At 69.1% G+C, this 21,965-nt stretch carries 25 protein-coding genes; 13 read left to right on the plus strand and 12 right to left on the minus strand.

What is annotated here, in order from left to right; translation table 11 throughout:
* Positions 1 to 14 precede the first annotated feature (14 nt).
* On the plus strand, positions 15 to 515 hold the full coding sequence (locus CFP71_RS04605; RefSeq protein ID WP_093932580.1) for a DUF3093 domain-containing protein: 501 nt from the start codon (positions 15 to 17) through the stop codon (positions 513 to 515).
* Positions 516 to 616: 101 nt separating this feature from the next.
* Here CFP71_RS04605 and CFP71_RS04610 read toward each other — a convergent pair whose 3' ends face one another.
* The gene (locus CFP71_RS04610) at positions 617 to 925 is read right to left on the minus strand and encodes a DUF4193 domain-containing protein (RefSeq protein ID WP_005164528.1); all 309 of its coding nucleotides are present in this window, start codon (positions 923 to 925) and stop codon (positions 617 to 619) included.
* A gap of 453 nt (positions 926 to 1,378) precedes the next feature.
* On the opposite strand from CFP71_RS04610, the gene cei reads away from it, so the two are divergent.
* Positions 1,379 to 2,062, plus strand: coding sequence for an envelope integrity protein Cei (cei, locus tag CFP71_RS04615; RefSeq protein ID WP_093932581.1), 684 nt, complete (start codon positions 1,379 to 1,381; stop codon positions 2,060 to 2,062).
* 79 nt (positions 2,063 to 2,141) lie between these two features.
* Here cei and CFP71_RS04620 read toward each other — a convergent pair whose 3' ends face one another.
* The gene (locus CFP71_RS04620) at positions 2,142 to 2,960 is read right to left on the minus strand and encodes an inositol monophosphatase family protein (protein WP_093932582.1); all 819 of its coding nucleotides are present in this window, start codon (positions 2,958 to 2,960) and stop codon (positions 2,142 to 2,144) included.
* A 67-nt stretch (positions 2,961 to 3,027) separates the two neighbouring features.
* On the opposite strand from CFP71_RS04620, the gene ppgK reads away from it, so the two are divergent.
* The 3 genes from ppgK to CFP71_RS04635 all read left to right on the plus strand — a co-directional run bounded on the left by ppgK (position 3,028) and on the right by CFP71_RS04635 (position 6,047).
* On the plus strand, positions 3,028 to 3,789 hold the full coding sequence (gene ppgK, locus CFP71_RS04625; protein ID WP_167406000.1) for a polyphosphate--glucose phosphotransferase: 762 nt from the start codon (positions 3,028 to 3,030) through the stop codon (positions 3,787 to 3,789).
* 245 nt (positions 3,790 to 4,034) lie between these two features.
* Positions 4,035 to 5,435: an RNA polymerase sigma factor gene (locus CFP71_RS04630; protein ID WP_005164520.1), complete on the plus strand. Its 1,401-nt coding sequence runs from the start codon at positions 4,035 to 4,037 to the stop codon at positions 5,433 to 5,435.
* Positions 5,436 to 5,528: 93 nt separating this feature from the next.
* Positions 5,529 to 6,047 carry a pyridoxamine 5'-phosphate oxidase family protein gene (locus tag CFP71_RS04635; protein ID WP_093932584.1) on the plus strand — a complete coding sequence of 173 codons (519 nt, stop codon included), beginning with the start codon at positions 5,529 to 5,531 and terminating at the stop codon, positions 6,045 to 6,047.
* A 236-nt stretch (positions 6,048 to 6,283) separates the two neighbouring features.
* On the opposite strand, the gene CFP71_RS04640 is transcribed toward CFP71_RS04635, so the two are convergent.
* Together CFP71_RS04640 and CFP71_RS04645 are read right to left on the minus strand one after the other, a co-directional pair.
* Positions 6,284 to 7,483, minus strand: coding sequence for a hypothetical protein (locus CFP71_RS04640; protein ID WP_244199552.1), 1,200 nt, complete (start codon positions 7,481 to 7,483; stop codon positions 6,284 to 6,286).
* 46 nt (positions 7,484 to 7,529) lie between these two features.
* The gene (locus tag CFP71_RS04645; RefSeq protein WP_093932586.1) at positions 7,530 to 7,907 is read right to left on the minus strand and encodes a hypothetical protein; all 378 of its coding nucleotides are present in this window, start codon (positions 7,905 to 7,907) and stop codon (positions 7,530 to 7,532) included.
* 64 nt (positions 7,908 to 7,971) lie between these two features.
* Here CFP71_RS04645 and CFP71_RS04650 point away from each other — a divergent pair, with 64 nt between their 5' ends.
* Positions 7,972 to 8,763, plus strand: coding sequence for a class I SAM-dependent methyltransferase (locus CFP71_RS04650; protein WP_093932587.1), 792 nt, complete (start codon positions 7,972 to 7,974; stop codon positions 8,761 to 8,763).
* A complete protein-coding gene (locus CFP71_RS04655) occupies positions 8,760 to 9,962 on the plus strand; it encodes a hypothetical protein (RefSeq protein ID WP_093932588.1) in 1,203 nt (400 codons plus the stop codon). The genes CFP71_RS04650 and CFP71_RS04655 overlap by 4 nt, the downstream gene beginning before the upstream one ends.
* On the opposite strand, the gene CFP71_RS04660 is transcribed toward CFP71_RS04655, so the two are convergent.
* Together CFP71_RS04660 and CFP71_RS04665 are read right to left on the minus strand one after the other, a co-directional pair.
* A complete protein-coding gene (locus CFP71_RS04660; RefSeq protein WP_093932589.1) occupies positions 9,954 to 10,163 on the minus strand; it encodes a hypothetical protein in 210 nt (69 codons plus the stop codon). The two genes, CFP71_RS04655 and CFP71_RS04660, sit on opposite strands and share 9 nt — an antisense overlap.
* Positions 10,160 to 10,747, minus strand: coding sequence for a hypothetical protein (locus CFP71_RS04665; protein WP_093932695.1), 588 nt, complete (start codon positions 10,745 to 10,747; stop codon positions 10,160 to 10,162). The genes CFP71_RS04660 and CFP71_RS04665 overlap by 4 nt, the downstream gene beginning before the upstream one ends.
* Positions 10,748 to 10,856: 109 nt before the next feature.
* Here CFP71_RS04665 and CFP71_RS04670 point away from each other — a divergent pair, with 109 nt between their 5' ends.
* The 3 genes from CFP71_RS04670 to CFP71_RS04680 all read left to right on the plus strand — a co-directional run bounded on the left by CFP71_RS04670 (position 10,857) and on the right by CFP71_RS04680 (position 14,294).
* Positions 10,857 to 12,056: a sensor histidine kinase gene (locus CFP71_RS04670; RefSeq protein ID WP_093932590.1), complete on the plus strand. Its 1,200-nt coding sequence runs from the start codon at positions 10,857 to 10,859 to the stop codon at positions 12,054 to 12,056.
* Positions 12,053 to 12,715 (plus strand): response regulator, encoded by a 663-nt coding sequence (locus tag CFP71_RS04675; RefSeq protein ID WP_093932591.1) that lies wholly within the window; start codon positions 12,053 to 12,055, stop codon positions 12,713 to 12,715. The genes CFP71_RS04670 and CFP71_RS04675 overlap by 4 nt, the downstream gene beginning before the upstream one ends.
* Positions 12,716 to 12,854: 139 nt before the next feature.
* Complete coding sequence (locus tag CFP71_RS04680) at positions 12,855 to 14,294, plus strand: APC family permease (protein WP_093932592.1); 1,440 nt, start codon at positions 12,855 to 12,857, stop codon at positions 14,292 to 14,294.
* Here the strand turns inward: CFP71_RS04680 and CFP71_RS04685 are convergent.
* From CFP71_RS04685 to CFP71_RS04695, 3 genes are read right to left on the minus strand one after another with little or no spacing between them, the layout of a single operon-like run.
* On the minus strand, positions 14,269 to 14,922 hold the full coding sequence (locus CFP71_RS04685; protein WP_093932593.1) for a DUF6885 family protein: 654 nt from the start codon (positions 14,920 to 14,922) through the stop codon (positions 14,269 to 14,271). The two genes, CFP71_RS04680 and CFP71_RS04685, sit on opposite strands and share 26 nt — an antisense overlap.
* A complete protein-coding gene (locus tag CFP71_RS04690) occupies positions 14,922 to 15,338 on the minus strand; it encodes a GNAT family N-acetyltransferase (protein ID WP_093932594.1) in 417 nt (138 codons plus the stop codon). Before CFP71_RS04690 ends, CFP71_RS04685 begins: the two co-directional genes overlap by 1 nt.
* A 46-nt stretch (positions 15,339 to 15,384) precedes the next feature.
* On the minus strand, positions 15,385 to 16,179 hold the full coding sequence (locus CFP71_RS04695) for an EamA family transporter (RefSeq protein WP_093932696.1): 795 nt from the start codon (positions 16,177 to 16,179) through the stop codon (positions 15,385 to 15,387).
* A gap of 339 nt (positions 16,180 to 16,518) precedes the next feature.
* Here CFP71_RS04695 and CFP71_RS44800 point away from each other — a divergent pair, with 339 nt between their 5' ends.
* From CFP71_RS44800 to CFP71_RS04710, 3 genes are all read left to right on the plus strand, one after another.
* The gene (locus tag CFP71_RS44800) at positions 16,519 to 16,698 is read left to right on the plus strand and encodes a DUF7455 domain-containing protein (RefSeq protein WP_016332937.1); all 180 of its coding nucleotides are present in this window, start codon (positions 16,519 to 16,521) and stop codon (positions 16,696 to 16,698) included.
* A gap of 293 nt (positions 16,699 to 16,991) precedes the next feature.
* Positions 16,992 to 17,855, plus strand: coding sequence for an alpha/beta fold hydrolase (locus CFP71_RS04705; RefSeq protein ID WP_093932595.1), 864 nt, complete (start codon positions 16,992 to 16,994; stop codon positions 17,853 to 17,855).
* Positions 17,836 to 18,441 carry a TetR/AcrR family transcriptional regulator gene (locus CFP71_RS04710; protein ID WP_093932596.1) on the plus strand — a complete coding sequence of 202 codons (606 nt, stop codon included), beginning with the start codon at positions 17,836 to 17,838 and terminating at the stop codon, positions 18,439 to 18,441. The genes CFP71_RS04705 and CFP71_RS04710 overlap by 20 nt, the downstream gene beginning before the upstream one ends.
* Before the next feature lie 58 nt (positions 18,442 to 18,499).
* Here the strand turns inward: CFP71_RS04710 and CFP71_RS04715 are convergent, their stop codons facing one another.
* Genes CFP71_RS04715 through CFP71_RS04725 form a run of 3 tightly spaced genes read right to left on the minus strand, consistent with a single transcriptional unit; the run spans position 18,500 to position 21,950 of the window.
* Positions 18,500 to 19,681, minus strand: coding sequence for an ROK family transcriptional regulator (locus CFP71_RS04715; RefSeq protein ID WP_093932597.1), 1,182 nt, complete (start codon positions 19,679 to 19,681; stop codon positions 18,500 to 18,502).
* 11 nt (positions 19,682 to 19,692) lie between these two features.
* Positions 19,693 to 21,153, minus strand: coding sequence for a sugar ABC transporter permease (locus CFP71_RS04720; protein WP_093932598.1), 1,461 nt, complete (start codon positions 21,151 to 21,153; stop codon positions 19,693 to 19,695).
* 23 nt (positions 21,154 to 21,176) lie between these two features.
* Complete coding sequence (locus tag CFP71_RS04725; RefSeq protein ID WP_020637409.1) at positions 21,177 to 21,950, minus strand: ATP-binding cassette domain-containing protein; 774 nt, start codon at positions 21,948 to 21,950, stop codon at positions 21,177 to 21,179.
* Positions 21,951 to 21,965 lie beyond the last annotated feature (15 nt).

Consider the following 21,965-nt stretch of genomic DNA (forward strand, 5'->3'; position numbering starts at 1 on the left):
ACTACCCTGAACACGTGGGTGAAAGCGTGAACACGGCCGAAGGCGGCACCGTCGGGCATTCAGAGCGGCTCTACGTCCCTTGGTGGGGCTGGCCGTTGCCGCTGCTGGGCGGCGGGCTGCTGGCGGCGGAGATCGACATGGGCTATCCCGGGCTCCGCGGCTGGCTGCCGTATGTGGTGCTGATCCCCGCGGTGATCGCGCTGATGATCTCGCTCGGCCGGTCTCGCGTCCGCGTCACCGGAGGCGCCGAGCCCGAACTGTGGCTGCGAGACGCGCACCTGCCGCTGAAGTTCGTCGGCGACGTCGAGGTCATCGACAAGGAAGCGAAGCGCAAGGCGCTCGGCCGCGACGCCGATCCGGCCGCCTTCGTGCTGCACCGGGGCTGGGTCGGCCCGGTCGTGCGGGTCTGGCTCACCGACCCCGATGACCCGACGCCGTACTGGCTGTTCAGCACGCGCAATCCGGAGAAGGTGGCGGCGCTGCTGCGCCGGACCGCTTCGAAGTCTTCGGAGTAGCGGATCCCGGACACGGGAAAGGGGGCCGGCCATGTGGCCGACCCCCTTATTCCTGTTCAGTCCCCGAAACCCCTGTCGCGCCGTCCCCTGTGCCCGTAGGCTCAGGCGCAGTCGCGGCAGATGAGCCGTCCGCCACTCTCCTCCGCCAGCCTGCTGCGGTGATGCACCAGGAAGCAGACGGAGCAGGTGAACTCGTCGGCCTGCTTGGGCACGACCTTGACGGTCAGGTCCTCCCCGGAAAGTCCGGAGAGGTCCGCGCCCGGCAGCTCGAAGTTCTCGGCGGTCGCGTCCTCGTCGACGTCCACGACGCCGGACTGGTTTTCGTTGCGCCGTGCCTTCAGCTCTTCCAACGAGTCTTCGGCCAGCTCGTCGGCTTCGCTGCGGCGCGGAGCGTCGTAGTCGGTCGCCATTAGTCCCTCACCCCTGCGATGCTTTCGATGTCAGATGGCCCGGACACACGAGCGCGCGGCTCGTGAGTCCTTCGTGCCGCTGGTTAACGTCCCAGCGCCCCTGTTTGTGCCCGGCTGGGCAGTGAGCGAGGTCTCTCTTTTGCGCCTCTTACTGCCGCCTGAGCCCGCGAAGGGTAGCTCACCTCGATACCGGCTCTGCAACGAGTCAGACATTGCCGCGATTACGTCACCCAACAGGGGGAACCTGTCTTCAAGACGTCTGTCCTCCGAATGGGTTGCCCCCACGTCGGGTACCTCACCGCATGGGCCCGGCCGCTTGCCCGGAGTGGCCATCGCGTGGTGCTATCCGGAGGCCCGCGCCGATCGCTTCCGCCGCAACGCATAGGCTGATCGGACACGATGGTGAGATAAAGCACCGTCCGGGGATCCGGGCTTTGGGGAAGGGACTGGCAGGTGGCGTCGGGGAACGGCATCGGGGACCGCGGGGCGAGGCCGTATCGCAAGCACAAGCCGCTGCCCGCACTCATCGTCATCGGGGTGCTGGCGCTCGGCGCGGTGATCGTCTGGGTGAACGTCGTGGCGAGCAACGCCGACATCGACGCCAAGATCCGCTGCTCTCCTCCGCCCATCGCCCAGGAGGGCGTCACGTACACGCCCCTGGCGCACGACGGTCTCGACGACCGCGCGCCGGTGCCGCCGGACAAGGTCGCCCTTCAGGTGCTCAACGGCTCGCAGGTCCGCGGCCAGGGCGGCATCGCCACCAACACGCTCCGGGAAATCGGCTTCACCCAGGTGCTCGAACCCGCCAGCGACCCGGCTTACAAGAACGCCGAAGCCAAGTGCCGCGGCCAGATCCGCTTCGGCGAGAACGGCGCGGCCGCGGCCCGCACGCTGAGCCTGGTGGTCCCGTGCGCCGAACTGGTCAAGGACAACCGCAAGGACGCTTCGGTCACGCTCACCACCGGCACCCTGCTCGGCGACATCCGCCCGAAGGCGGAGGCCCGCAAGGTCCTCGACCAGCTCACGCACTGGTCGAAGGCGCAGCAGGGCAACGGCGGCGGTGAGCAGTCCGCGGGCGGCGGTGCCCCGGTCATCGACCAGGCCCTGCTGAAGGCCGCCCGCGAAGCGCCCTGCTGACCCACCCTCAAGCGCTATGAAGGACGCTTTCATTGCAAATTTTGCAATGAAAGCGTCCTTCATAGCGCTTACCGGGAGCTCAGATCGTGCCCACACCCGAGTCGATCAGCGCCTGACGCAATGGCGCCGCGATCGACGGCGCCACCGCGAACGTCGCGTCCGGCCCCAGCTCGGCGTCCTCCCCCGGCACCGACACCAGGGCACCCGCCTCGGCGGCGATGAGAGCGCCGGCGGCCCAGTCCCAGCGTCCGAGGCCGTGTTCGACATAGGCGTCCAGCCAGCCCGCCGCGACAGCGCACAGATCCAGTGAGGCGGCCCCGTTGCGCCGGACATCCCGCACCCGCGTCGCCAGTTCCGCGACGAACCGGGCCTGCTTCGCGCGCCGTTCGACCTTGTAGGCGAATCCGGTGCCGACGAGCGTCAGATCCAGCCGGGAAGGGGTGTTGACCGACAACGGCCGCCCGTCGAGGAACGCGCCCTGCCCGCGCGCGGCGGTCCAGCGGCGCCCGCTGACCGGTTCGATCACGGCTCCCGCCACTGACACCCCGCCGACCTGGGCGGCCACCGAAACGGCGAACCACGGCAGCCCATAGAGGAAGTTCACCGTCCCGTCGATCGGGTCGACCACCCAGGTCACCCCGTCGCCGGCGATCCCGCCGCCCTCCTCACCGAGCACGGCGTCGTCCGGGCGCAGTTCGGCGAGCCGGGCGCGCACCAGCCGTTCCGACTCGTGGTCCACCGCGGTCACCACGTCGGTGTCGGCGGATTTGGTGTCCACCCGCACCTCGCGGCCCGCGTTCATCCCGGTCCAGGCCTCGTGGACCAGTTCGGCGGCCTCGCCCGCGACACGCTCGGCGACACTCTTCAGCAACGTCTCGTCAACTCCCACGTCCGCCATGTCACCACATCCGGTTAAAGTCTCCGAGGCAGGCTTCTGAATCGTGCGAGAAGGGACCACGTCCGTGGTGGAGGCGACCCGAGGTTTCGGTATCGACATCGGTGGCAGCGGGATCAAGGGGGCGCTGGTCGATCTGGCGCAGGGACAGCTGATCGGCGACCGGATCCGCATCGACACGCCGAAGCCGTCGACCCCCGAGGCGGTGGCGGACGTCGTCGCCGAGATCACCGGCCAGGCGGGCTGGGACGGCCCGGTGGGCGTCACCCTGCCCGCGGTGGTCAAGAAGGGGGTCGCGCACACCGCGGCCAACATCGACCGCAAGTGGATCGGCACCGACGCCGACGCCCTGTTCGCCAAGCGGCTCGGCCGCGGCGTGGACCAGGTCGCGATGCTCAACGACGCGGACGCCGCCGGAATGGCCGAGATCCGCTGGGGCGACCCGGTGGCCCGGCGTGGCGTGACGGCGCTGCTGACCTTCGGCACCGGCATCGGCAGCGCGGTCTTCCAGGACGGCAAGCTCGTGCCCAACACCGAGTTCGGCCACATCGAGGTCGATGGTCACGATGCGGAAAAGAAAGCCGCGGCGTCGGTGAAGGACAACGAGGAACTCTCGTATCCCGAATGGGCGGAACGGGTGAACAGGTATCTCTCCGTGCTGGAAAACCTGATCTGGCCGGATCTGTTCATCGTCGGCGGCGGCGTCAGCAAGAAGTCGCACAAATGGGTTCCGCTGCTGGACATCCGCACGCCGGTCATCGTCGCGTCCCTGCAGAACAACGCGGGCATCGTCGGCGCGGCGGCCGCCGCCGCGGAGGGCATCGAGCACTGACGCGACCGGGCTGACATCCGCGCCATGGATGTCACTTCGGCGGGTCGCACGGCGTGTCGCGCCCGCCGGGTGGTGGTCCGCGCCGCGACGCTGTCACGTATCGTCGTTACAATGGAACACGGCCCACGGCGGCGGCACCCATGAGAACGAGGGAAACCGCAGGCCGAGGGGTGTTCCCCGAATTTGAGGCAGCCGAGACCATCACGCCTCGGCTCGTCATGATCGACCGCTGCGAAAGGGCGTAAGTGGCAGCCGCAAGAACCGCAACCCGAAGCGGGACGAAGACAGCGACCGCAGCCGGCGAGCCGGCCGACGAGGCAGCCACCGACGCGGCGAAGCCCGCGGCGCGCAAGACCGCCGCCAAGGCGGCCGGCGCGAAGAAGGCCCCGGCGAAGAAGGCTCCGGCCAAGAAACCCACCACCAAGGGCGCCAAGACCGAAGACGGCGATCCGGAAGACGGTCCCGGCGAGCTCGACGAAGCCGACCTCGAAACCCCGGATCTCTCGGACCTCGAAGAGGTCGAGGTGGACGTCGTCGACGCTTCCGTCACCGAGGAGACGGAAGAGGACGCGGAGTCCGAGGAGGACGTCGAAGAGACGCCCGCCCGCGGACGCCGCACGTCGACCGACAAGAACGCCGGCAAGACCTCCGACAACCCGGACTTCGTCTGGGACGAGGAAGAGTCCGAGGCGCTGCGCCAGGCCCGCAAGGACGCCGAGCTCACCGCTTCGGCCGACTCGGTCCGCGCGTACCTCAAGCAGATCGGCAAGGTCGCCCTGCTGAACGCCGAGGAGGAGGTGGAGCTCGCCAAGCGCATCGAGGCCGGGCTCTACGCCGCCGAGCGCGTCCGCAACGCCGAGGAGGAGGGCGAGAAGCTCGTCACCCAGATGCGGCGCGACCTCAAGTGGATCGTGCGCGACGGTGAGCGGGCGAAGAACCACCTCCTGGAGGCGAACCTCCGGCTCGTGGTCTCGCTGGCCAAGCGCTACACCGGCCGTGGCATGGCGTTCCTGGACCTGATCCAGGAAGGCAACCTCGGTCTGATCCGCGCGGTCGAGAAGTTCGACTACACCAAGGGCTACAAGTTCTCCACGTACGCCACCTGGTGGATCCGGCAGGCGATCACCCGCGCGATGGCCGACCAGGCCCGCACCATCCGTATCCCGGTGCACATGGTCGAGGTCATCAACAAGCTCGGCCGTATACAGCGTGAGCTGTTGCAGGACCTCGGTCGCGAGCCCACTCCCGAAGAGCTCGCGAAGGAAATGGACATCTCCCCGGAGAAGGTCCTCGAGATCCAGCAGTACGCCCGCGAGCCGATCTCGCTCGACCAGACCATCGGCGACGAAGGCGACTCGCAGCTCGGTGACTTCATCGAAGACTCCGAGGCTGTCGTCGCGGTCGACGCGGTGTCGTTCACGCTGTTGCAGGACCAGCTCCAGTCGGTGCTGCAGACACTGTCCGAACGTGAGGCGGGGGTGGTGCGGCTGCGGTTCGGCCTCACCGACGGCCAGCCGCGCACGCTCGACGAGATCGGCCAGGTGTACGGGGTGACCCGTGAGCGCATCCGGCAGATCGAGTCGAAGACGATGTCGAAGCTGCGTCACCCGTCGCGTTCGCAGGTGCTGCGCGACTACCTGGACTGAGTTTCAGGTTCACGGAGAACCCCGTCACCGTTTCGGTGGCGGGGTTTTTCGTGTCCGGTGTCGAAACGCGGCCCGCCCGTTCGACGCGTGGGTATGACGAAACCTCACGCGACCGAGAACCTCGACCGTTACGGCTCCGCGGAGCTGCCGTGGAGCCGTCCCCGCGACATCCTCGCCGAGGACACGCCCACCGCCGACCTGACCTTCTTCGTGACGACCGTGCGAGCCGACGGGCGTCCGCACTCGGCGGGCGTCGGGGCGGTCTGGGTGGACGACGCCCTGTACTTCAAGGGCGGACCCGGCACCCGCCGATCCCGCAACCTGGCCGAGAACCCGGCGTGCGCCGTTTCGGTGCGCCTGCGGGGTATCGACCTCACGCTGGAAGGCGAGGCACACCGCGTTACCGACCCGGCGACCCTGGAGCGGGTGGCGGCGGTCTACCGGACCGGCGGCTGGCCCGCCTCGGTGGAGGGCGACGCGCTCACGGCCCCCTTCAGCGCGCCCAGCGCCGGGGCGCCGCCCTGGCACCTGTACCGCCTCACCCTGCGTCGCGCCATCGGTGTCGCGGGTGCCGAACCGCACGGCGCCACCCGCTGGGACTTCACCCCCTGACCCCGTGACTCGCGTGCTCAAACCCGTGACTCGCGTGCTTGGAAACGTGACTCGCGTGCTTGAACCCGGAACTCACGTGATCAGACACGGAACTCACGTGATTGGGCGGCGAACTCGGGTGCGGCAGCCAGTCCCGCGAGTTCCGGCTCCAAGCACGCGAGTTCCGGCTCCAAGCACGTGAGTTACGGGTCTAAGCACGTGAGTTACGGGTTCAAGCACGCGAGTTCCGGGTCTGATCACGCCCGGCCGGTCAGGGTGGTCCAGGGGACGTGCACGGTCACCCGTTCCCGCAGCTGCTCGTTCATCAGCCACAGCTCCCCCGTCGCGGGCCAGTACGACAGGTTCTGCGAGTTCACCGGCGCCTGGCCGCTCAACCGTGACGTCGAGGTGCCGCCGACCCCGCCGTGCAGGCACGACGGATGGTCGCCGGCCACCCCGGCGTACTCCGGGCACACACCGGTCATCACGAAATACCCGTTGCGCGCCACCGCTCCCTGCATGCCCCACACCGGCGACACGAACCCTTCCTTCGCGTGCACGGTCCCGTCGGCCGACACCTTGGGCAGACCGGTCGCGCGGTCGAACGGCCAGCGCAGCACCCGGCTCCCGGCCGCGTTGGAGATGTGCTCGGAGGTCACGATCGAACCGTCACTGTGGTCGAAGGACATCGTCGAGAGGCACGGGCGTGGCCCTGGCGCGTTGGTGCAGGCGCCGCCGCCGGGATACCAGTACGCGCCGATCTGCGGCATCGCGTAGTCGTAGTACGCCGCGTGGTACTTGCCGTCCGAGCCCTTGCCGACGACACCGGAGCTGTCGTCGACCTTCCAGAAGTGTGTCGTGTCGAAGACCCGCACCACGCCGCCGGTAGTCGCGACGAACAGCCGGTTCCCGATCCAGGTCATGCCGTGCCCGTGCCCCTGCACGACGGCGAAATTGTCGTTCGACGTCGGTTCGACGAGCAGCACGTGCCGGTAGCCCAGTCCAGTCGCGTCCACAAAGGACAGACGGACCATGGTGTCGCCGGGAGTGTGCCAGGACGCCGCCATGACCCGCTTGCCGCCGACCTTCCCGGTCGCCGCGTCGGCGTCGCCGGAACCGGTCAGTCCCTGCGGGATCCAGTCGTTGGTCTTGTCGTCATTGGCGTCCTCCCAGCAGAATCCCGCCGGTTTCAGCGCCGCCGCGAGGTACGTGCCGTGACACAGCGGCCGTGCCTTCCGGTTCGCCGACGACAGGATCTCCGGCAGGCCGCGTGCCGGGAGCTGCCTCTCCAGGGCGGCGATCCGCGCGCCGTAGGTGTCGAAGGTCGTCCCGGACGTCCAGCGGAAGCCGTCGACCGTGGCCGCGTCCATCCGGGGGAAGGCGGCCGCGGCGGAGGCGGCCCCGGGGATGAGCGCGAACACCAGCAGGAGTGAAGCGAGAAGTCCCAGCCTCTTCATGCCCGCGAGCTTCCCGGCCACGCGCATACTTTCGATACAAACCGCGTCAGGACACGGAAAGTCCGCGCTCCGCCAGGGATTCCTCGACACGCAGCCGTTCGATGCCGCGGTCGAAACCCTCCGGCAGTTCGTCCAGCCGATGGTCGACTTCGACCTCGCGGCAGGCCTGGACGAGCAGCGCGTCGTACGCCTGCCTGGTGCCGTACCGGCGGACGGCGGACGCCCCGGAAGGAAGTTCCGCCAGAAGCCGGTGAACGCGACGGAGGTCGGCTGCGAGCTTTTCGATGGGCGGTCCGATCGGGACTGCCGGCTCGCGGCGACGGTGCCACCGGCGCAGAACGACGGGCGCTTTCAGCGCGCACCAGAAAAGAACCGACGGCGCCACGGCGACAACGGTGTACAGCGCGACAGGCCCGGTGGCCACGACTCGATGGTAACCCCCGGGCGGACCACCGGAGAATCCGTGAATCCGGGCTATATTCGCGGCTGTGCTGACCGAGAGCTACCGCTATCCGGACACCGGCGACCACGTCACCGGGATGTTCATCCGACGGCACGAGCCCTACGACGGCTACTGGACGGCCAGCGAGGACCGCGCTCTCGGGAAGGTCGCCGAACAGCTCACCGCGTCCCTCGGCCGCCGCGATCAGGTCAAGTCGCTCGACGCGGGCTGCGGCGAGGGCCGGCTCCTCCCCTGGCTCGCCGGGTTCTCGGCGGACGTCACCGCCGCGGACCCCGACCCGGACAGGCTGGCGAAGGCCCGCGAGACCGTCGTCGAGGACACTGAGTTCTCCTTCACCGTCTCGCCGATCACCGAACTCGACGGCGGCCCGTACGACCTCGTGCTGTGCAGTCACGTCGTCCAGCACGTGCCGACCCCGGACGTCGCGCCGATCCTGCGGCGGCTGGCCGAGGTCACCGCGCCCGGCGGCACCCTGGTGCTGGCCTACAGCCGGTCGCCGATCGGGCGGGGCGCGTTCAGTCTCGACAGTGTCGAAGCCGGTGGCGAGGTCCGCTCGCGCCGCGTGTCCCGCGACGAGTTCGACAAGGCGCTGCGTGACGGCGGCCCGGCGCTTCCGGTGCACTACCTCGACCCGGTGGAGGTCGCCGCCGAAGCAGCCGACGCGGGCTGGCGCACCGACTGGGAGTGGACCTACCACGTCCTCGACGATCTCGGCCCCGCCGACGAGCACATCGACCGCGACGAACTCGTCAACGCCTCCGGCCCGCTGCGCCGCCACCTCGGCCGGGACCTGATCACCCTGCTGCGCCGCGCATGACCGCGGTACTCCTCACCTTCGCCTGGGCCGTCCCGCTGTCCGAGCGGGAAGCGGAGAAGGTGCTGGACGGCGGCCGGGACCGGGGGTTGCTGGCCCACCTCGACGGGAAACTCGGCGAGGAGTGGACGGCCGCGGAGAACTTCCTCGCCAACTACACGACGCCACCGCGGAGACGGGTGCTGCGCAAACGCACCGGCGGCTCGCGGCTGTCGATCCGGATCGGCGCGGTCAGCCTGCCGTGCGAACTGATCGTCACCTGGCATCCGGCCTATCACGCGATGACGCTGGTCCTCGCCACCACGATCACCGGGCGGGCGGCGGACGGGCCCGCCGCCGAGTTCGATCTCGCCATCGCCGTCCTGCAAAGCCTTCAAGGCCGCGAAACGGTGAACGGAACGAACGGACTGCACGGCGGCTACGGCGAGCAGACCTTCCCCTCGCTGCTCAAGGCCGTCACCCACATCTTCGAGGACCTGACCAAGGGCTGCGGACTGACCGAAGGGCTCGGCCGCAAGGGCTGGTGCGTCGAACTGCGGTCCCACGACGGTCATCCGCCCGCCCAGCGGGTCGCCACCGACCCTCGCCCGTTCTACGGGATGGCGACCAGCGACGAGGGCTGGCGGTTCGTGCCCCGCGAGGTCGCCAGGGAGGCGCTCGGCCCGTCTTGGGGCACGCGCTCGTTCGTCGCCGCCTACACGATGGCGGGCGGGATCGTCTGCCTCAACAGCAAGGATTCCGACTACGTCGAGCGGCAGGACGAGCTGATGCGCGGCCCGTTCGGCGCGGCCGAACCGTACTTCGGCATCGACAGCGACGTCGGCGGGCTCGACCACGGGATGCTCTTCATCCTCGAACGGGTCCTGATCCGGATGGCGCTGGCCGACCAATGGCTGGCGTCGATGAAGCAGGCCGGGAGCCGCACCCGGCTGCTGCGGGGATCGCTCGACGACATCCTCGAAATGCTGCATTCCGTCCTGCCGCCCGAGGTCGACTCGCTGGAGCGCCGCCTGGTGACGAGCATGGGCGTGGAGCGGATCATCGCCCAGCTCGACCGTCAGGCCGAGGCGATGGACGAGGAGACCCGGTACTCCTACGAGAACACGGTGAGCGCGCGGGTCACGCGGCTCACCGTGGTGACCGTCGTGCTGACGGTCGTCACCATCGTCCTCGGCGTCCTGCAGGTGCTCGTCTCACTCTGACCGGCGGCGCTGCTTGCGGGAGCGTTCGGCGAACAGCAGCCCGACGCCCGCGGCCACCATCAGCGCGCTGGCCACCACGTGCATCCCCGGCGGGAGCAGGTGGAGCTGGACGAACCAGCTCGGTTCGGTACTGCCCAGCAGCCGGTTGATCAGCCCGCCCCCGCCCTGCACCAGGAGGAGGATCCCCAGTAGTTCGATCATCGTCGCGCCCCTTCCTTGACCCGGTCGTCGTTCTTGGAGAACTCCTGCCAGAGCGGTCCGGTGGCGAACCAGATGGCCGTCACGACCCCCATCCTCGGCAGCCAGTCCCACAGCGGCGCGACCTGCTCGGTGTCGCCGACCATGAAGATCAGCAGGAGCAGCACGCCCGAGGCGAGCCCGCAGGCCAGCACGCATTTGAACCAGTCACGCCATTCGGCGCGCAGCTTCGCCCGGCCCGTCGGCTTGGGCGGCGGTGGCGGCCCGCCCGCGAACCGGTGGGCGAAGCGCACGTCGGCCCACTTGATCATCGAGTGGCCGAACACCACGCTGAAGCCCAGGTACACCGCGGCGAGGCCGTGCACGAAGTTCGCCGTCGCGCCGTTGCGCAGGTCGATGACCGTCGCGACCAGCACGACCAGGTCGATCACCGGCGTCAGGAGCAGCAGGAACACGCTGGTCCGCTTCAGCTTGAGCAGGTAGCGGGCCACCAGGCCGGCGACGATGGCGACCCAGAAGCCGATCTCCCCGCCGGCGACCACGGCCGCCATGGGGTTTTCCGCGATGAAGTCCCAGATCTTGTTCACGGTCCGAGTCTCGCCGGGATCCGGCGCGCCCGCGTCGGCGTACGGACCGAGATCACCGTCATCAGTTAGTAGGACCCCGCCACGCGTCCGGGTGTGCTGGGATGGGACGGTGCCCACGTTCGTCCCGCGCCTGAACCACCTCGCCGAATGGAAACAGGACCTCGTCATCGCCTTCGGTACGTGGGTCCTCGGCGTGCTGGTCTATGTGAGCGGGATGCAGGTGCTGCTGGCGGGCCGCGACGACACTCCGCTGTGGATCCGCCTGAGCGAACTGACCGCGATCTGCGCGCTGGAGATGCTGCGCCGCAAGATCCCGCTGGCGCTGATCTGCGCGCTGGCCGTGCTCGCCGTGGACATCACGTTCGGCCCCTCACTCCCGATCCTCATCGTCTTCACCGACTTCCTCTACGCCACGACGCTCTACGGTTCGCGGCGCACCAGCAGGCTGATGATCGGCGTCGCCTCGATCGGGACGCTCGCGGTGGTCTGCCTGGCGCTCATCTTCGCCGACCAGTGGCGCATGGCGGTGCTGGCCGCGTTCGCCCTCCTGCCGTTTCTGGTCACCCCGGTGTGGTGGGCGGCCAACGTGCGCCAGCAGCGGGACATCGCCGAGAACGAACGGGCGAACGCGGTGCAGCTGGCCACGATCGGCGAACTGGACCGCAAGGCCGCCGTGGCGGGGGAACGCTCGAAGATGGCGCGCGATCTGCACGACGTCATCGCCGGGCATCTCTCGGCGATCGCGATCCAGTCCGAGGCCGCGCTGTCGATGGCCACCGCCGACCCGAAACTGTCCAGGAAGGTCCTGGAATCGGTGCGGGAGAACAGTGTGAGCGCGCTCGACGAGATGCGCGCGATGATCGGGCTGCTGCGCGCGGATCCCTCCACAGGGGACAGTGAGATCGAACCGACCGCGCCCGCCCGGCTCGCCGAACTGTCCAAACTGGTCGAATCGGCGCGGGCGAGCGGGCTGGAGGTCGAGATCGGTTCCGTCCCGGTCCTGTCCCCTCATCTCCCCGCCGCTGTCGATCTGACCGCGTACCGGATCGCGCAGGAGGCACTCACCAACGCGGCCAAGCACGCCGCGGGTGGCCGGGCCGTGCTCGACATCCGTGCCGACGGAGGCATACTCACCGTCGAAGTGCGCAACGATCTCCGTCCCGGCTCCGGCTCGGGGGACGACGGCGGGACCGGACTCGGCCTGCTGAACATGCGGGAACGCGCCGCCGCGGTGGGCGGCACTCTCGCCGCCGGGCCGTCCGGCGGTGGCTGGCTGGTCCGCGCCGAACTGCCTCTGGAGGGGTCTTGAGCGACGGGAACATCAAAGTGCTGGTCGCCGACGACCACGGCGCGATCCGCGCCGGGTTGATGATGATCCTCGGCAACGCCGAGGGCATCGAGGTGATCGGCGAGGCCGCGGACGGCGCCACCGCCGTCCGCCAGGCGAAGGCGCTGAGGCCGGACGTCGTGCTGATGGACGTCCGGATGCCCGGCGTCGACGGCATCGCGGCGACGCGGGAACTGACCGCCGAAGGCCTGTGCGAAGTCCTCGTGCTGACCACTTTCGACCTCGACGAATACGTCCACGCCGCGCTGCGGGCCGGTGCGGCCGGGTTCCTGCTGAAGTCGGTCGAGGCGTCGCGGCTGATCGAGGCGGTGAAACTGGTCGCGGCGGGCGAAGGGGTGCTCGCGCCGCAGGTCACGCGGAAGCTGATCGCCGCTTTCGCCGCCGGGACCCGCGAACCCTCGCTCGTCCCCGACGGGCTCGACGAGCTGACCGACCGAGAGCGCGAAGTGCTGGCGTGCCTGGGCGGCGGCCTGTCCAACGCGCAGATCGGCACGCGGCTGCACATCGGCGAAACCACGGTGAAGACGCACGTCTCGCGGGTGCTGACGAAACTGGAGCTGCGGTCGCGGGTACAGGCGGCGATCCTGGCGCAGGAGAACGGCGTCGTCCTGGAGGGCTGAAGGGGCCCTTCACCGCATGCGACGGGGCGAAGGGAGCTTTCACCGCGTCTCGTGCGGGGAAAGTCCCCTTCGGCTGCCACCGATCTGCGAGGTGGGCGGCGATCTTCTAGCGTGACTTTTCATGCGGCGAACTCTGGACGTGGACGAGGTCCTGAAACGGCAGGACTCGGGCGAGCTGAAACGCCGTCTCAAAGGGCGTGACCTGATCGGCTTCGGGGTCGGGATCATCATCGGCACCGGGATCTTCACCCTCGCCGGTGTCGAGGCGAAGTCGCACGCGGGCCCGTCGGTCACGCTGTCGTTCGTGCTCGGCGCCGTCGTGGCCGGGATGGCCGCCCTGTGTTACGCCGAACTCGCGTCCAGCGTGCCGACGGCGGGAAGCGCCTACACCTACGCGTTCGCCACCCTCGGCGAGACCTTCGCCTGGATCATCGGCTGGGACCTCCTGCTGGAGTTCGCGCTCGGCGCGGCCGTCGTGTCGCGCGGCTGGTCCGGCTATCTCGCGAATCTGATGGGGCTCTCCCCCGAGTGGTTCGGCGAAGACGCGAAGGTGAACATAGGCGCGGTCGCGATCATCGCCGTGCTGACCGTGATCGCCGTCATCGGGATCAAGGAGTCGGCGCGGGTGACGAATCTGCTCGTGCTGGTGAAGGTCGCCGTGTGCGTGCTGATCCTCGCGGTCGGCGTGTTCTACATCCGCGGCGAGAATCTCACGCCGTTCATCCCCACCGCCCAAGCGCCGACGGAGACCGCCGGGACGCTGCACCAGCCGATCGTGCAAGCCGCGCTCGGGCTCGAACAGTCCGTCTACGGCATCGCCGGGATGGTGACGGCCGCCGCCGTCGTCTTCTTCGCCTACACCGGTTTCGAGGCGCTCGCCAACCTCGGCGAGGAGACCGTGAACCCCAAGCGCGATCTGCGGGTCGGCATCCTCGGCGCGCTCGGGGTCTGCGCGCTGCTCTACATCGGGGTCTCGCTGGTGCTGACCGGGATGGTGCCGTTCACCGAGATCGACACGGGCGCCCCGCTCGCCGACGCCTTCGACCGCGTCGGGCAGCACTGGGTGGGCGCGCTGATCTCGCTCGGCGCGGTCACCGGACTGACGTCGGTGATGATGGTGGAACTGGTGACGATCGGCCGGATCGGGTTCGCGATGGGCCGCGACGGCCTGCTGCCGAAGAAGTTCGGCACGGCGCATCCGCGCTGGGGCACCCCGCACCGGATGACCATCGCCGGAGCCGTGCTGATCGCGGTGCTCGCCGCTTTCGTCCCGATCTCCGAACTCGCCGACATGGTCAGTATCGGCGCGCTGTCGGCGATGATCATCGTCGCGCTGGCCGTCCCGGTGCTGCGCAAGCGCCGCCCGGACCTGGAACGCCCGTTCACCGTGCCGTTCTCGCCGTATCTGCCGATCGTCGCGGCGCTGGCGTGCTTCTACCTGATGCTGAACCTGGACGTGATGACCTGGCTGCGGTTCGCCGCGTGGCTGCTGCTCGGCCTGCTGATCTACGTCTTCTACGGGCGCAAGCATTCCCGCTTCGCGAAAGACGACCTCAGCTCCACAGACCTGCCGTCGTGACCGCGGCGACGGCGGCCTCGGTGTCACCGTCGTCCACCACGACCAGCATCCGTTTCAGCGCCGCGGCCAGCCATTCCACCGGCTGGTCGTGCAACCCGTGCCGACTATCCATAATAGACACCAGCGTTCCCTCGGCGCCGATCCGCATCCCGGCCACCAGAACGAATTGCGTCTCGGCCGGCCGCCAGCGGGACGACCACAGTGGTGGGATCCCGGTGTCGAGGTAGTCGAGCAGCGCCCGCTCGGGTGTGTCGTGCGCGCCGAACTCGGCCGGGTCGACCTCCGCGATCACGGCGACCCGCGTCAGCCTCCACAGCTCGGCCAGGAGCATGAACAACGACTGCGGTGACCGATTCCCGGTCGCGGGCACCGCCACGAGCCGTCCACCCGAGAACGACTCGATCGCCCGCGACAGACCCTCCATCGTGGTTCCCGACAGAGCCGCGACCTCGTCCTGGCCCCCGACGGCGAACCCGGCCGCGCGCAGGGCGGCCAGCGCCGTGAACGGCCCGGCGAGTCCGTCCTTCTGCGGGAGTTCGGCCCGCGCGACGGCGACGAGATGCTCGCCGCCGGGCAGCCAGCGGCGACCGGACAGCCCCGTCCGGTCGCCGTCGATTCCGGAGGACATCAGTCTTCGAACGTCCACGACTGCATGATGAACGGCCCTTCGTTCGCCGCCCCGGCCGCGGCGTAGGTCGCCAGCGCGGCCTCGTTGTCCGTCTCGACGCCGACCCACATCCCGCGGCAGCCACGCTCCCGAGCGAGCCCGGCCAGCGCGTCGACCAGGTCGCGGCCGATCCCGCGCCGCTGGTAGTCCGGGCTGACGTCGAGCTCGTTGAGGAACATCTCGGTGCCCTTGTCCGGATGCGTCACCTCGGTGCCGGTGATCATGCCCGCGGGTTCGCCGTCCTCGTACGCGATCAGGAGGTGGTTCTCCTCCCCCGCGAGGAACTTCTCGGACGCCGTCCGCCGCGCGGGTCCGTCGAACAGGTGCTGGGCGGCGACGACCTCTTCGACGGTCTTGGCCCGCCGGATCTCGGTCACGTGTCCTCCCGGTGCTCGAAGCGCCACAGACTGGTCAGTATCCCGTTCAGAGGGGCGCCGAGTCATCACGTTTCCCCGGAGAGCGCAGCGCCACCCCGGCGACGACGGCCAGCGTGCCGAGCGCCTCGGGCAGGGTGGGGACCTGGCGGAGCCAGAGGAAGCCGATCAGCCCGGCCGTGACCGGCAGCAAGGCGAGCAGCAGCGCGAACCGCGCCTTCCCGGCCTTGCGCAGCACCACCTGATCGAGTGCGTACGGCACGACGGTCGAGAGCACCCCCACGCCGATGCCGAGCAACAGCAGGCGTGGCGAACCCCACACCGCCCCCGTGCCGAACGCCAGCGGCGACAGCACCACGGTGCCCACGGCGAACCCGACGGCCAGCCCGTCGATCCCGTTCCCGCCGACCGCGACCCGCTTCCCGAGCAGGATGTACCCGGCCCACGCCGCCGCCGCGCCCAGCGCGAAGAGCACGCCGAGCAGGCTGCCTTCCAACCTGACGTCCGCGATGGCGATCACCCCGGCCGCCACCAGCAGCAGCGCGAAGACGTCGCGGCGGGTCCGCGACCCGAAGGCCGCCACCACCACGGGCCCGGCGAATTCGAGGGCGACCGCTGTCCCGAGGGGCAGCCGCGCGATCGCCTCGTAGAAGAGCACGTTCATCCCGGCGGTGACGACCCCGAACGCACCCGCGAGCAGGAACGTGCGCCCGGTCCAGGCCGAGCGGGGTGGCCTGCGCCACGCGAGGAGGACGATCGCCGCGCCGAGGCAGCGGAGCCAGGCCACCCCCGCGGGGGAGGCGACCGAAAAGAGACCTACGGCGACGGCCGCACCGGCGTACATCGAAATTCCGCTGAGAACGAACAAGATCGGTGCCGGCACGCTGGGGAGACGGTTCCGGACGACTGCGACAACCACCCCTGCATGGTGCCTGACGTGGGAAAAGTCGGTTCGACGGGGAGTCTTCTCCTACGTTGCGTGATTACGCTACGGCATCCGAGGTAATTACCAGTGACAAATGAGACACCCGCACGGGAACACTTGCGGGTCGCCAAACGTCTGGAAGAGTGGAAGCACGAACACGGCGGGGCCGGGAACGAACGTTTCCGGTATCAGTGCCGAAGTGGTCGTAGCTGGATCGATGGCACCGGGCGACCGGTGCCGGGACGGAGGGAGACTCCAATGACTTCGCCGACGCTCACCCGCCCCGAACTGACCGCTGCCGACCGATGCGACCGGTGTGGAGCGGCAGCTCAGGTTCGAGCCATTCTCAGCACCGGTGGCGAGTTGCTCTTCTGTGGTCACCACGCCCGCGCACACGAAACGAAGCTCAAGGAAATGTCCGCGGACATTCAGCGGTAACCCACCAGTCCACGACCACCGGCGGCCGGCTACTCCCCAGGGAGAGAGCCGGCCGCCCTGTTTTTGCCTGCTGCCGCCCTGTTTTTTGCCTGCTGCCGCCCTGTTTTTCGCCTGCTGCCGCCCTGGCTCTGCCCCGCTGACGCCCCAGGCACACGATCCGATGTCCCCAATGTGGCATTGGGGACGCTCAGTGCCCCCAATGCCACATTGGGGGCACTCCCGGCAGGCGACTCCGACTGCCCAGGCGGAAGACTCACCCTCAAAAACATACAGACTGCATGTATGTTGAGGGTATGACGACCAGTGAGCTCTTGGGCGAGACGCACGAGGTGGACCTCGGCGGCGCCCGCATCCGCTACCGCGACCGTGGTGAAGGCCCTCCTGTGGTCTTCGTGCACGGCCTGCTGACCAACGGCTTGCTCTGGCGCGAGGTGGCCCCTGCGATCGCCGACGCCGGCTTCCGCTGCCTGACCCCGGACTGGCCACTGGGCTCACACGAGATCCCGGTCCCCGGCGCCGACCTGAGCCCGCCCGGGGTCGCCGCGCTCATCGCGCGGTTCCTCGAGGTACTGGACCTGACCGACGTCACCGTGGTCGCGAACGACACCGGCGGCGCGCTCACGCAGCTATTGATGACCACGTCCCCGGAACGGGTGGGCCGCGTCGTGCTGACGCCGTCGGACTGCTTCGAGTACTTCCTGCCGCCGGCGTTCTCGGCGCTGGGCCCGCTGGCGCGGATCCCCGGTGGCACCCGGACGGTGGTCCAGGCGTTGCGCTGGCGATGGCTGCTGAAGACCACGGACTTCCTGTGGCTGACCAAACGGCCGGTCCCGGACCACGTCCTGGACGCGTACCTGCTGCCCAGCAGGCGGAGCCCGGAGATCCGGGACGACCTGCGCCGGTTCATGGTGAGTGTCGACAAGCGCTACACGCTGACCGCGGCCGAGCGGCTGCCCGCGTTCGAGAAGCCGGTGCTGCTGGTCTGGGCGCCCGAGGACCGGCACTTCCCGCTGTGGCTGGGCCGCAAGCTCGCGGGTGTGCTGCCCGACGCCGAACTGAAGACGATCGAGGACTCGTACACCTTCGTGCCGGAGGACCAGCCGGAGCGGCTGAGCGGCATGGTGGTGGAATTCATGCGTGCCCACGCCACGACGTAGCCAGACCGAACGATCGCAGTCGACGCAGGCCGCGTTGATCACCGCGGCACGGAAGCTGTTCGCCGACCCGGGTTACGCCGCCGTGCCCGCCGACGAGATCGTCCGGGCGGCGGGCGTCACCCGGGGTGCGCTGTACCACCACTTCGGGGACAAGCAGGGCCTGTTCCGCGCCGTGATCGAGCAGATCGAAACGGAGATCACCGAGGAACTCAAGGCGTTCGGGCAGTCGGTAGACGATCCGTGGGCGGCGGCCATCGGCGCGCTGAGCCACTTCCTGGACGTGTGCCTGCGGCCCGAAGTGGTGCGGATCTCGCTCACCGACGCCATCTCCGTCCTCGGCTGGCCTGCCTGGCGCGAGCTGGAGAACCGCTATGGGCTGGGCCTGATCACGGAGTTCCTGGAAGGTGTCGCCGCGGAGGGGCGGCTGGTCGACGGGCCGATCCCGGAGCTGGCGCAACTGGTGCTGAGCGCCTGCGCCGAAGCGGCGTTGATGATCGCGCACGCCGAAGACCCCGAAGCGGCGAAGGAGAAGTCCCTCGCCGCCCTGGTGGCCCTGCTTTCAGGCCTCGCGAAAGACCGCGTTTAGTCCTCTAGATGCTGTAGTTGCACACGCAAGGACCGCATCTAGAGGACTAAACGCGGTCCTAGACCGTGTCGAGGATCATCTCGAACGCCGCTTCGGCCGCGCCCAGCAGTTTCACGTCCGCGCCGAGCGCCGAGCTCACGATCTGAGTCCCGCCCACGGCACGGCTGACGAGGCTCCGCCGCCGGACCTCGGCCGCCACCGACTTCACCACCGAGTCGGGCAGCACGGTGAGCAGGTCGCCCAGCACAACCAGCTGCGGGCCGAGCAGGTTGACCACGTTCACCAGGCCCAGCGTCAGCCATTCCGCGAACTCCGAGAGCCGTTCCTCGGCCGCGTGCGGGTCCCGGCCCAGCTCGCGCAGCTCGAACAGGATCGCCCCGCGCGGGGTGTCCTCGGGCAGGTCGAGCGCACGGCACAGGGCCGCTTCGCCCACCTCGGTCTCCCAGCAGCCGCTGGATCCGCAGTAGCAGGGACGGCCGCCCGGCCGGATCGCCATGTGCCCGATCTCGCCGACGTAGCCGGAGCCACCGCGCAGCGCCGAACCGTCCGCGATGATCCCTCCCCCGACACCGACGTCCGCGGAGACGTACACGGCGTCGGACGAGCCCCGCGCGGCACCGCGCAGGTGTTCGGCGATGGCCCCGAGTTCGGCGTCGTTGCCGACCAGGATGGGGATGCGCAGCACACCGCCGAGCCGTTCCCCGAGCGCCACGTCGGTCCAGCGCAGGTTGGGCGCCTCGTGGACGTGCCCGTCCGCCCGGCGGACGACGCCGGGCACGGACACCCCCGCGGCGATCGGCTGCACGCCGAGGTCGCCCGCCAGTACGGTGGTCGACTCGATCACGTGTGTGATCACCTCGTCGGCCTCCCGCATCCGGCCGCGGAGGTTCCAGCTGTTGCGCCCGAGGATCTGGCCGCCGAACCCGACCAGCGCGATCGCCACGTGTTCGACCTGGAGGTCGACCGCGAGCACCACCGCCGCGTGCGGCTGCGGCAGGACCAGGAGCGAGGGGCGGCCCGCCCCTCGTCCCGGCCTCGGGACCCGCTCCTCGACGACACCCGCTTCCGCGAGGCCGTCGACGAGGGTCTTGATGGTGCTGCGGTTGAGCCCCAGCGAGGTGGCCAGGGTCGCCCTGGTGCTCGGGCCGCTGACGTGCAGCAACCTGAGCAGGGTCGTGCGGTTGTGCCTGCGCACCTCGTCTGGTCGTGCAACGGGTGTGCTGGTCACGGACTTCATCATTCCATGCGGACTCAGCGCGGCGACGCAGCCGCGCGGCGCCGGGACAGCGCGTCCACCGTTGCCGCCAGCAGCAGCACCAGACCGGTGACGATGTTGACCACCGCCGCCGACTGCTTGAGCAGGCCCAGCGCGTTCTCGACGACCGCGAGCACGAGGCCACCGATCACCGCGTCGACGACCCGGCCCTTGCCGCCGAACAGCGACGTACCACCGATGACGGCGGCACCGACCGCGAACAGCAGCGTGTTGAGGCCACCGGCCTGCGGGTCGACCGAACCGACCTTCGACGAGTAGACGATCGCGCCGACCGCCGCCACCGCCGAGCAGATGACGAACACCGACGCGCGGATCTTCTCGACGTTGATCCCGGCGCGGCGGGCCGCCTCGCGGTTGCCGCCGACGGCGTAGATGTGGCGGCCGTACTGGGTGCGGTTGAGCACGTAGGTGCCGAGCACCAGCAGCGCGAGCACGATCGGCACGACGTACGGGACACCCGAGATCACGATGTTCGGGTTGGGCGCGCGGTTCAGCGTCAGCAGGTACGTGGCGATCGCGGCGACCACGCCGATCGCGCCGACCTTGAACAGCACCATCGGCGTCGGCTGGGTGACCAGTCCGCGCTTGAGCCGCGAGAAGTGCTGACCGAGGCTCACTGCGGCGAAACCGCCCGCGAAGATCAGGAAGAGGATCCAGCTGCCCAAAGTGGACAGGTTGCCGTTGGCGACCTTGAACAGCACGTCCGAGGTGCTGATGCCGAGCGTGCCGCCCTCGCCGATGAACTGGAGGATGACGCCTTGCCAGGCGAGGAAGAGCGCCAGTGTCACGACGAACGACGGCATGCCGATCTTGGAGACGAGGAAGCCGGTGAGGACACCGATAGCGCCACCGACACTGATCGCGAGAAGGATCTCGATCCACGGGTTGGCCGCGGTTCCCGAAAGCACCAGCGCGATCGCGAGCACGGCGAATCCGACACCCGCCCAGATCCGCAGGATCACCCCGAGCAGGCCGGCGATCGCGAGCACCACGAGGAACGTGATGAACACGCCGTTCCCCATACCGCCCAACAGGTTTCCGTTGCGCACGTAATGCATCGCCAGCACCGCGGCGGTGACACCGGACGCGGTACCCGCGGACAGGTCGATCTCGCCGAGCAGCAGCACGAACACGATGCCCATCGCGATGATCGCCTTGCCGGCGCCCTGCGCCATCAGGTTCGCGATGTTGTTCATGGTCAGGAAGGTGTCCGACAGCGAGGCGAACACGATCACCAGCACGAGCAGGCCGAGCAGCGCCGGGAGCGAACCCAGCTGTCCCGCCTTGAGCCGGGAGAAGTAGTCACCGACGGCCTCGCGCGTTGACATCGATGTCGTGTCGATGCCGAAGTCCGTGATGGCCGCCGACGGGTTCAGCGCTGCGGCCGCGGACTTGCCCCCTTCCGGCGAAGCGGGCTTTGCAGGTGTCTCAGTCATTTCCGGTTCTTTCTCGCCTCGTACTAGAGGACGGCGGCTTCGGGGCGGGCAAGGCCGAGGTCGCCGGAGCGGCCGGCGGTGATCAGTTCCACGACCTGGCCGTGGGTGACGTCCTTGGTGTGCACCTCGGCGACGAGACGGCCGAGGTAGAGCACCGCGATGCGGTCGGCGACCTCGAAGACGTCGGCCATGTTGTGGCTGATCAGCACCACACCGAGGCCTTGTTCCGCGAGGCGGCGGACGAGGTCGAGCACCTGACGGGTCTGCGCGACACCGAGCGCGGCGGTCGGCTCGTCGAGCAGGACCACCTTCGAGTCCCACAGCACGGATTTGGCGATCGCGACGGTCTGCCGCTGCCCGCCCGAGAGAGCCGAAACGGGCGTACGGACGGACTTCACGGTGCGGACCGAAAGCGAGGCGAGCGTCTCGCGGGCCGCCTTCTCCATGCTGGCCTCGTCGAGCAGCCATTTGCTGCCGCGTTCCCGGCCGAGGAACATGTTCTGGACGATGTCGAGGTTCTCGGCCAGGGCGAGGTCCTGGTAGACGACCTCGATGCCCAGATCCGCGGCGTCACGCGGGCCGTGGATGTTCACCGGCTTGCCCTGGAAGGTCACCGTGCCCGAGTCGTAGCCGTGGATGCCGGCGATCGACTTGACCAAAGTGGACTTGCCGGCACCGTTGTCGCCGACCAGCGCGGTGACCTCGCCGGCGCGCACGTTGAAGTCCACGTCGTGGAGGACGTGGACCGGCCCGAAGCTCTTGTTCAGCTGCTTCAGTTCGAGGATGGGTTCACTCATTGGGGGTTCTCCCGG

The organism is Amycolatopsis thailandensis (assembly GCF_002234405.1).
GTDB classification, from domain to species: Bacteria; Actinomycetota; Actinomycetes; order Mycobacteriales; family Pseudonocardiaceae; genus Amycolatopsis; species Amycolatopsis thailandensis.

Bases quoted from the DNA above. Each gene is read 5' to 3' on its own strand.
- CFP71_RS04610 (WP_005164528.1), bottom strand. From the start codon at position 925: ATGGCGACCGACTACGACGCTCCGCGCCGCAGCGAAGCCGACGAGCTG.
- CFP71_RS04620 (WP_093932582.1), bottom strand. From the start codon at position 2,960: ATGGCGGACGTGGGAGTTGACGAGACGTTGCTGAAGAGTGTCGCCGAG.
- CFP71_RS04635 (WP_093932584.1), top strand. From the start codon at position 5,529: ATGACGAAACCTCACGCGACCGAGAACCTCGACCGTTACGGCTCCGCG.
- CFP71_RS04640 (WP_244199552.1), bottom strand. From the start codon at position 7,483: ATGAAGAGGCTGGGACTTCTCGCTTCACTCCTGCTGGTGTTCGCGCTC.
- CFP71_RS04655 (WP_093932588.1), top strand. From the start codon at position 8,760: ATGACCGCGGTACTCCTCACCTTCGCCTGGGCCGTCCCGCTGTCCGAG.
- CFP71_RS04660 (WP_093932589.1), bottom strand. From the start codon at position 10,163: ATGATCGAACTACTGGGGATCCTCCTCCTGGTGCAGGGCGGGGGCGGG.
- CFP71_RS04685 (WP_093932593.1), bottom strand. From the start codon at position 14,922: ATGTCCTCCGGAATCGACGGCGACCGGACGGGGCTGTCCGGTCGCCGC.
- CFP71_RS04695 (WP_093932696.1), bottom strand. From the start codon at position 16,179: ATGTACGCCGGTGCGGCCGTCGCCGTAGGTCTCTTTTCGGTCGCCTCC.
- CFP71_RS44800 (WP_016332937.1), top strand. From the start codon at position 16,519: ATGACTTCGCCGACGCTCACCCGCCCCGAACTGACCGCTGCCGACCGA.
- CFP71_RS04705 (WP_093932595.1), top strand. From the start codon at position 16,992: ATGACGACCAGTGAGCTCTTGGGCGAGACGCACGAGGTGGACCTCGGC.
- CFP71_RS04715 (WP_093932597.1), bottom strand. From the start codon at position 19,681: ATGATGAAGTCCGTGACCAGCACACCCGTTGCACGACCAGACGAGGTG.
- CFP71_RS04720 (WP_093932598.1), bottom strand. From the start codon at position 21,153: ATGACTGAGACACCTGCAAAGCCCGCTTCGCCGGAAGGGGGCAAGTCC.
- CFP71_RS04725 (WP_020637409.1), bottom strand. From the start codon at position 21,950: ATGAGTGAACCCATCCTCGAACTGAAGCAGCTGAACAAGAGCTTCGGG.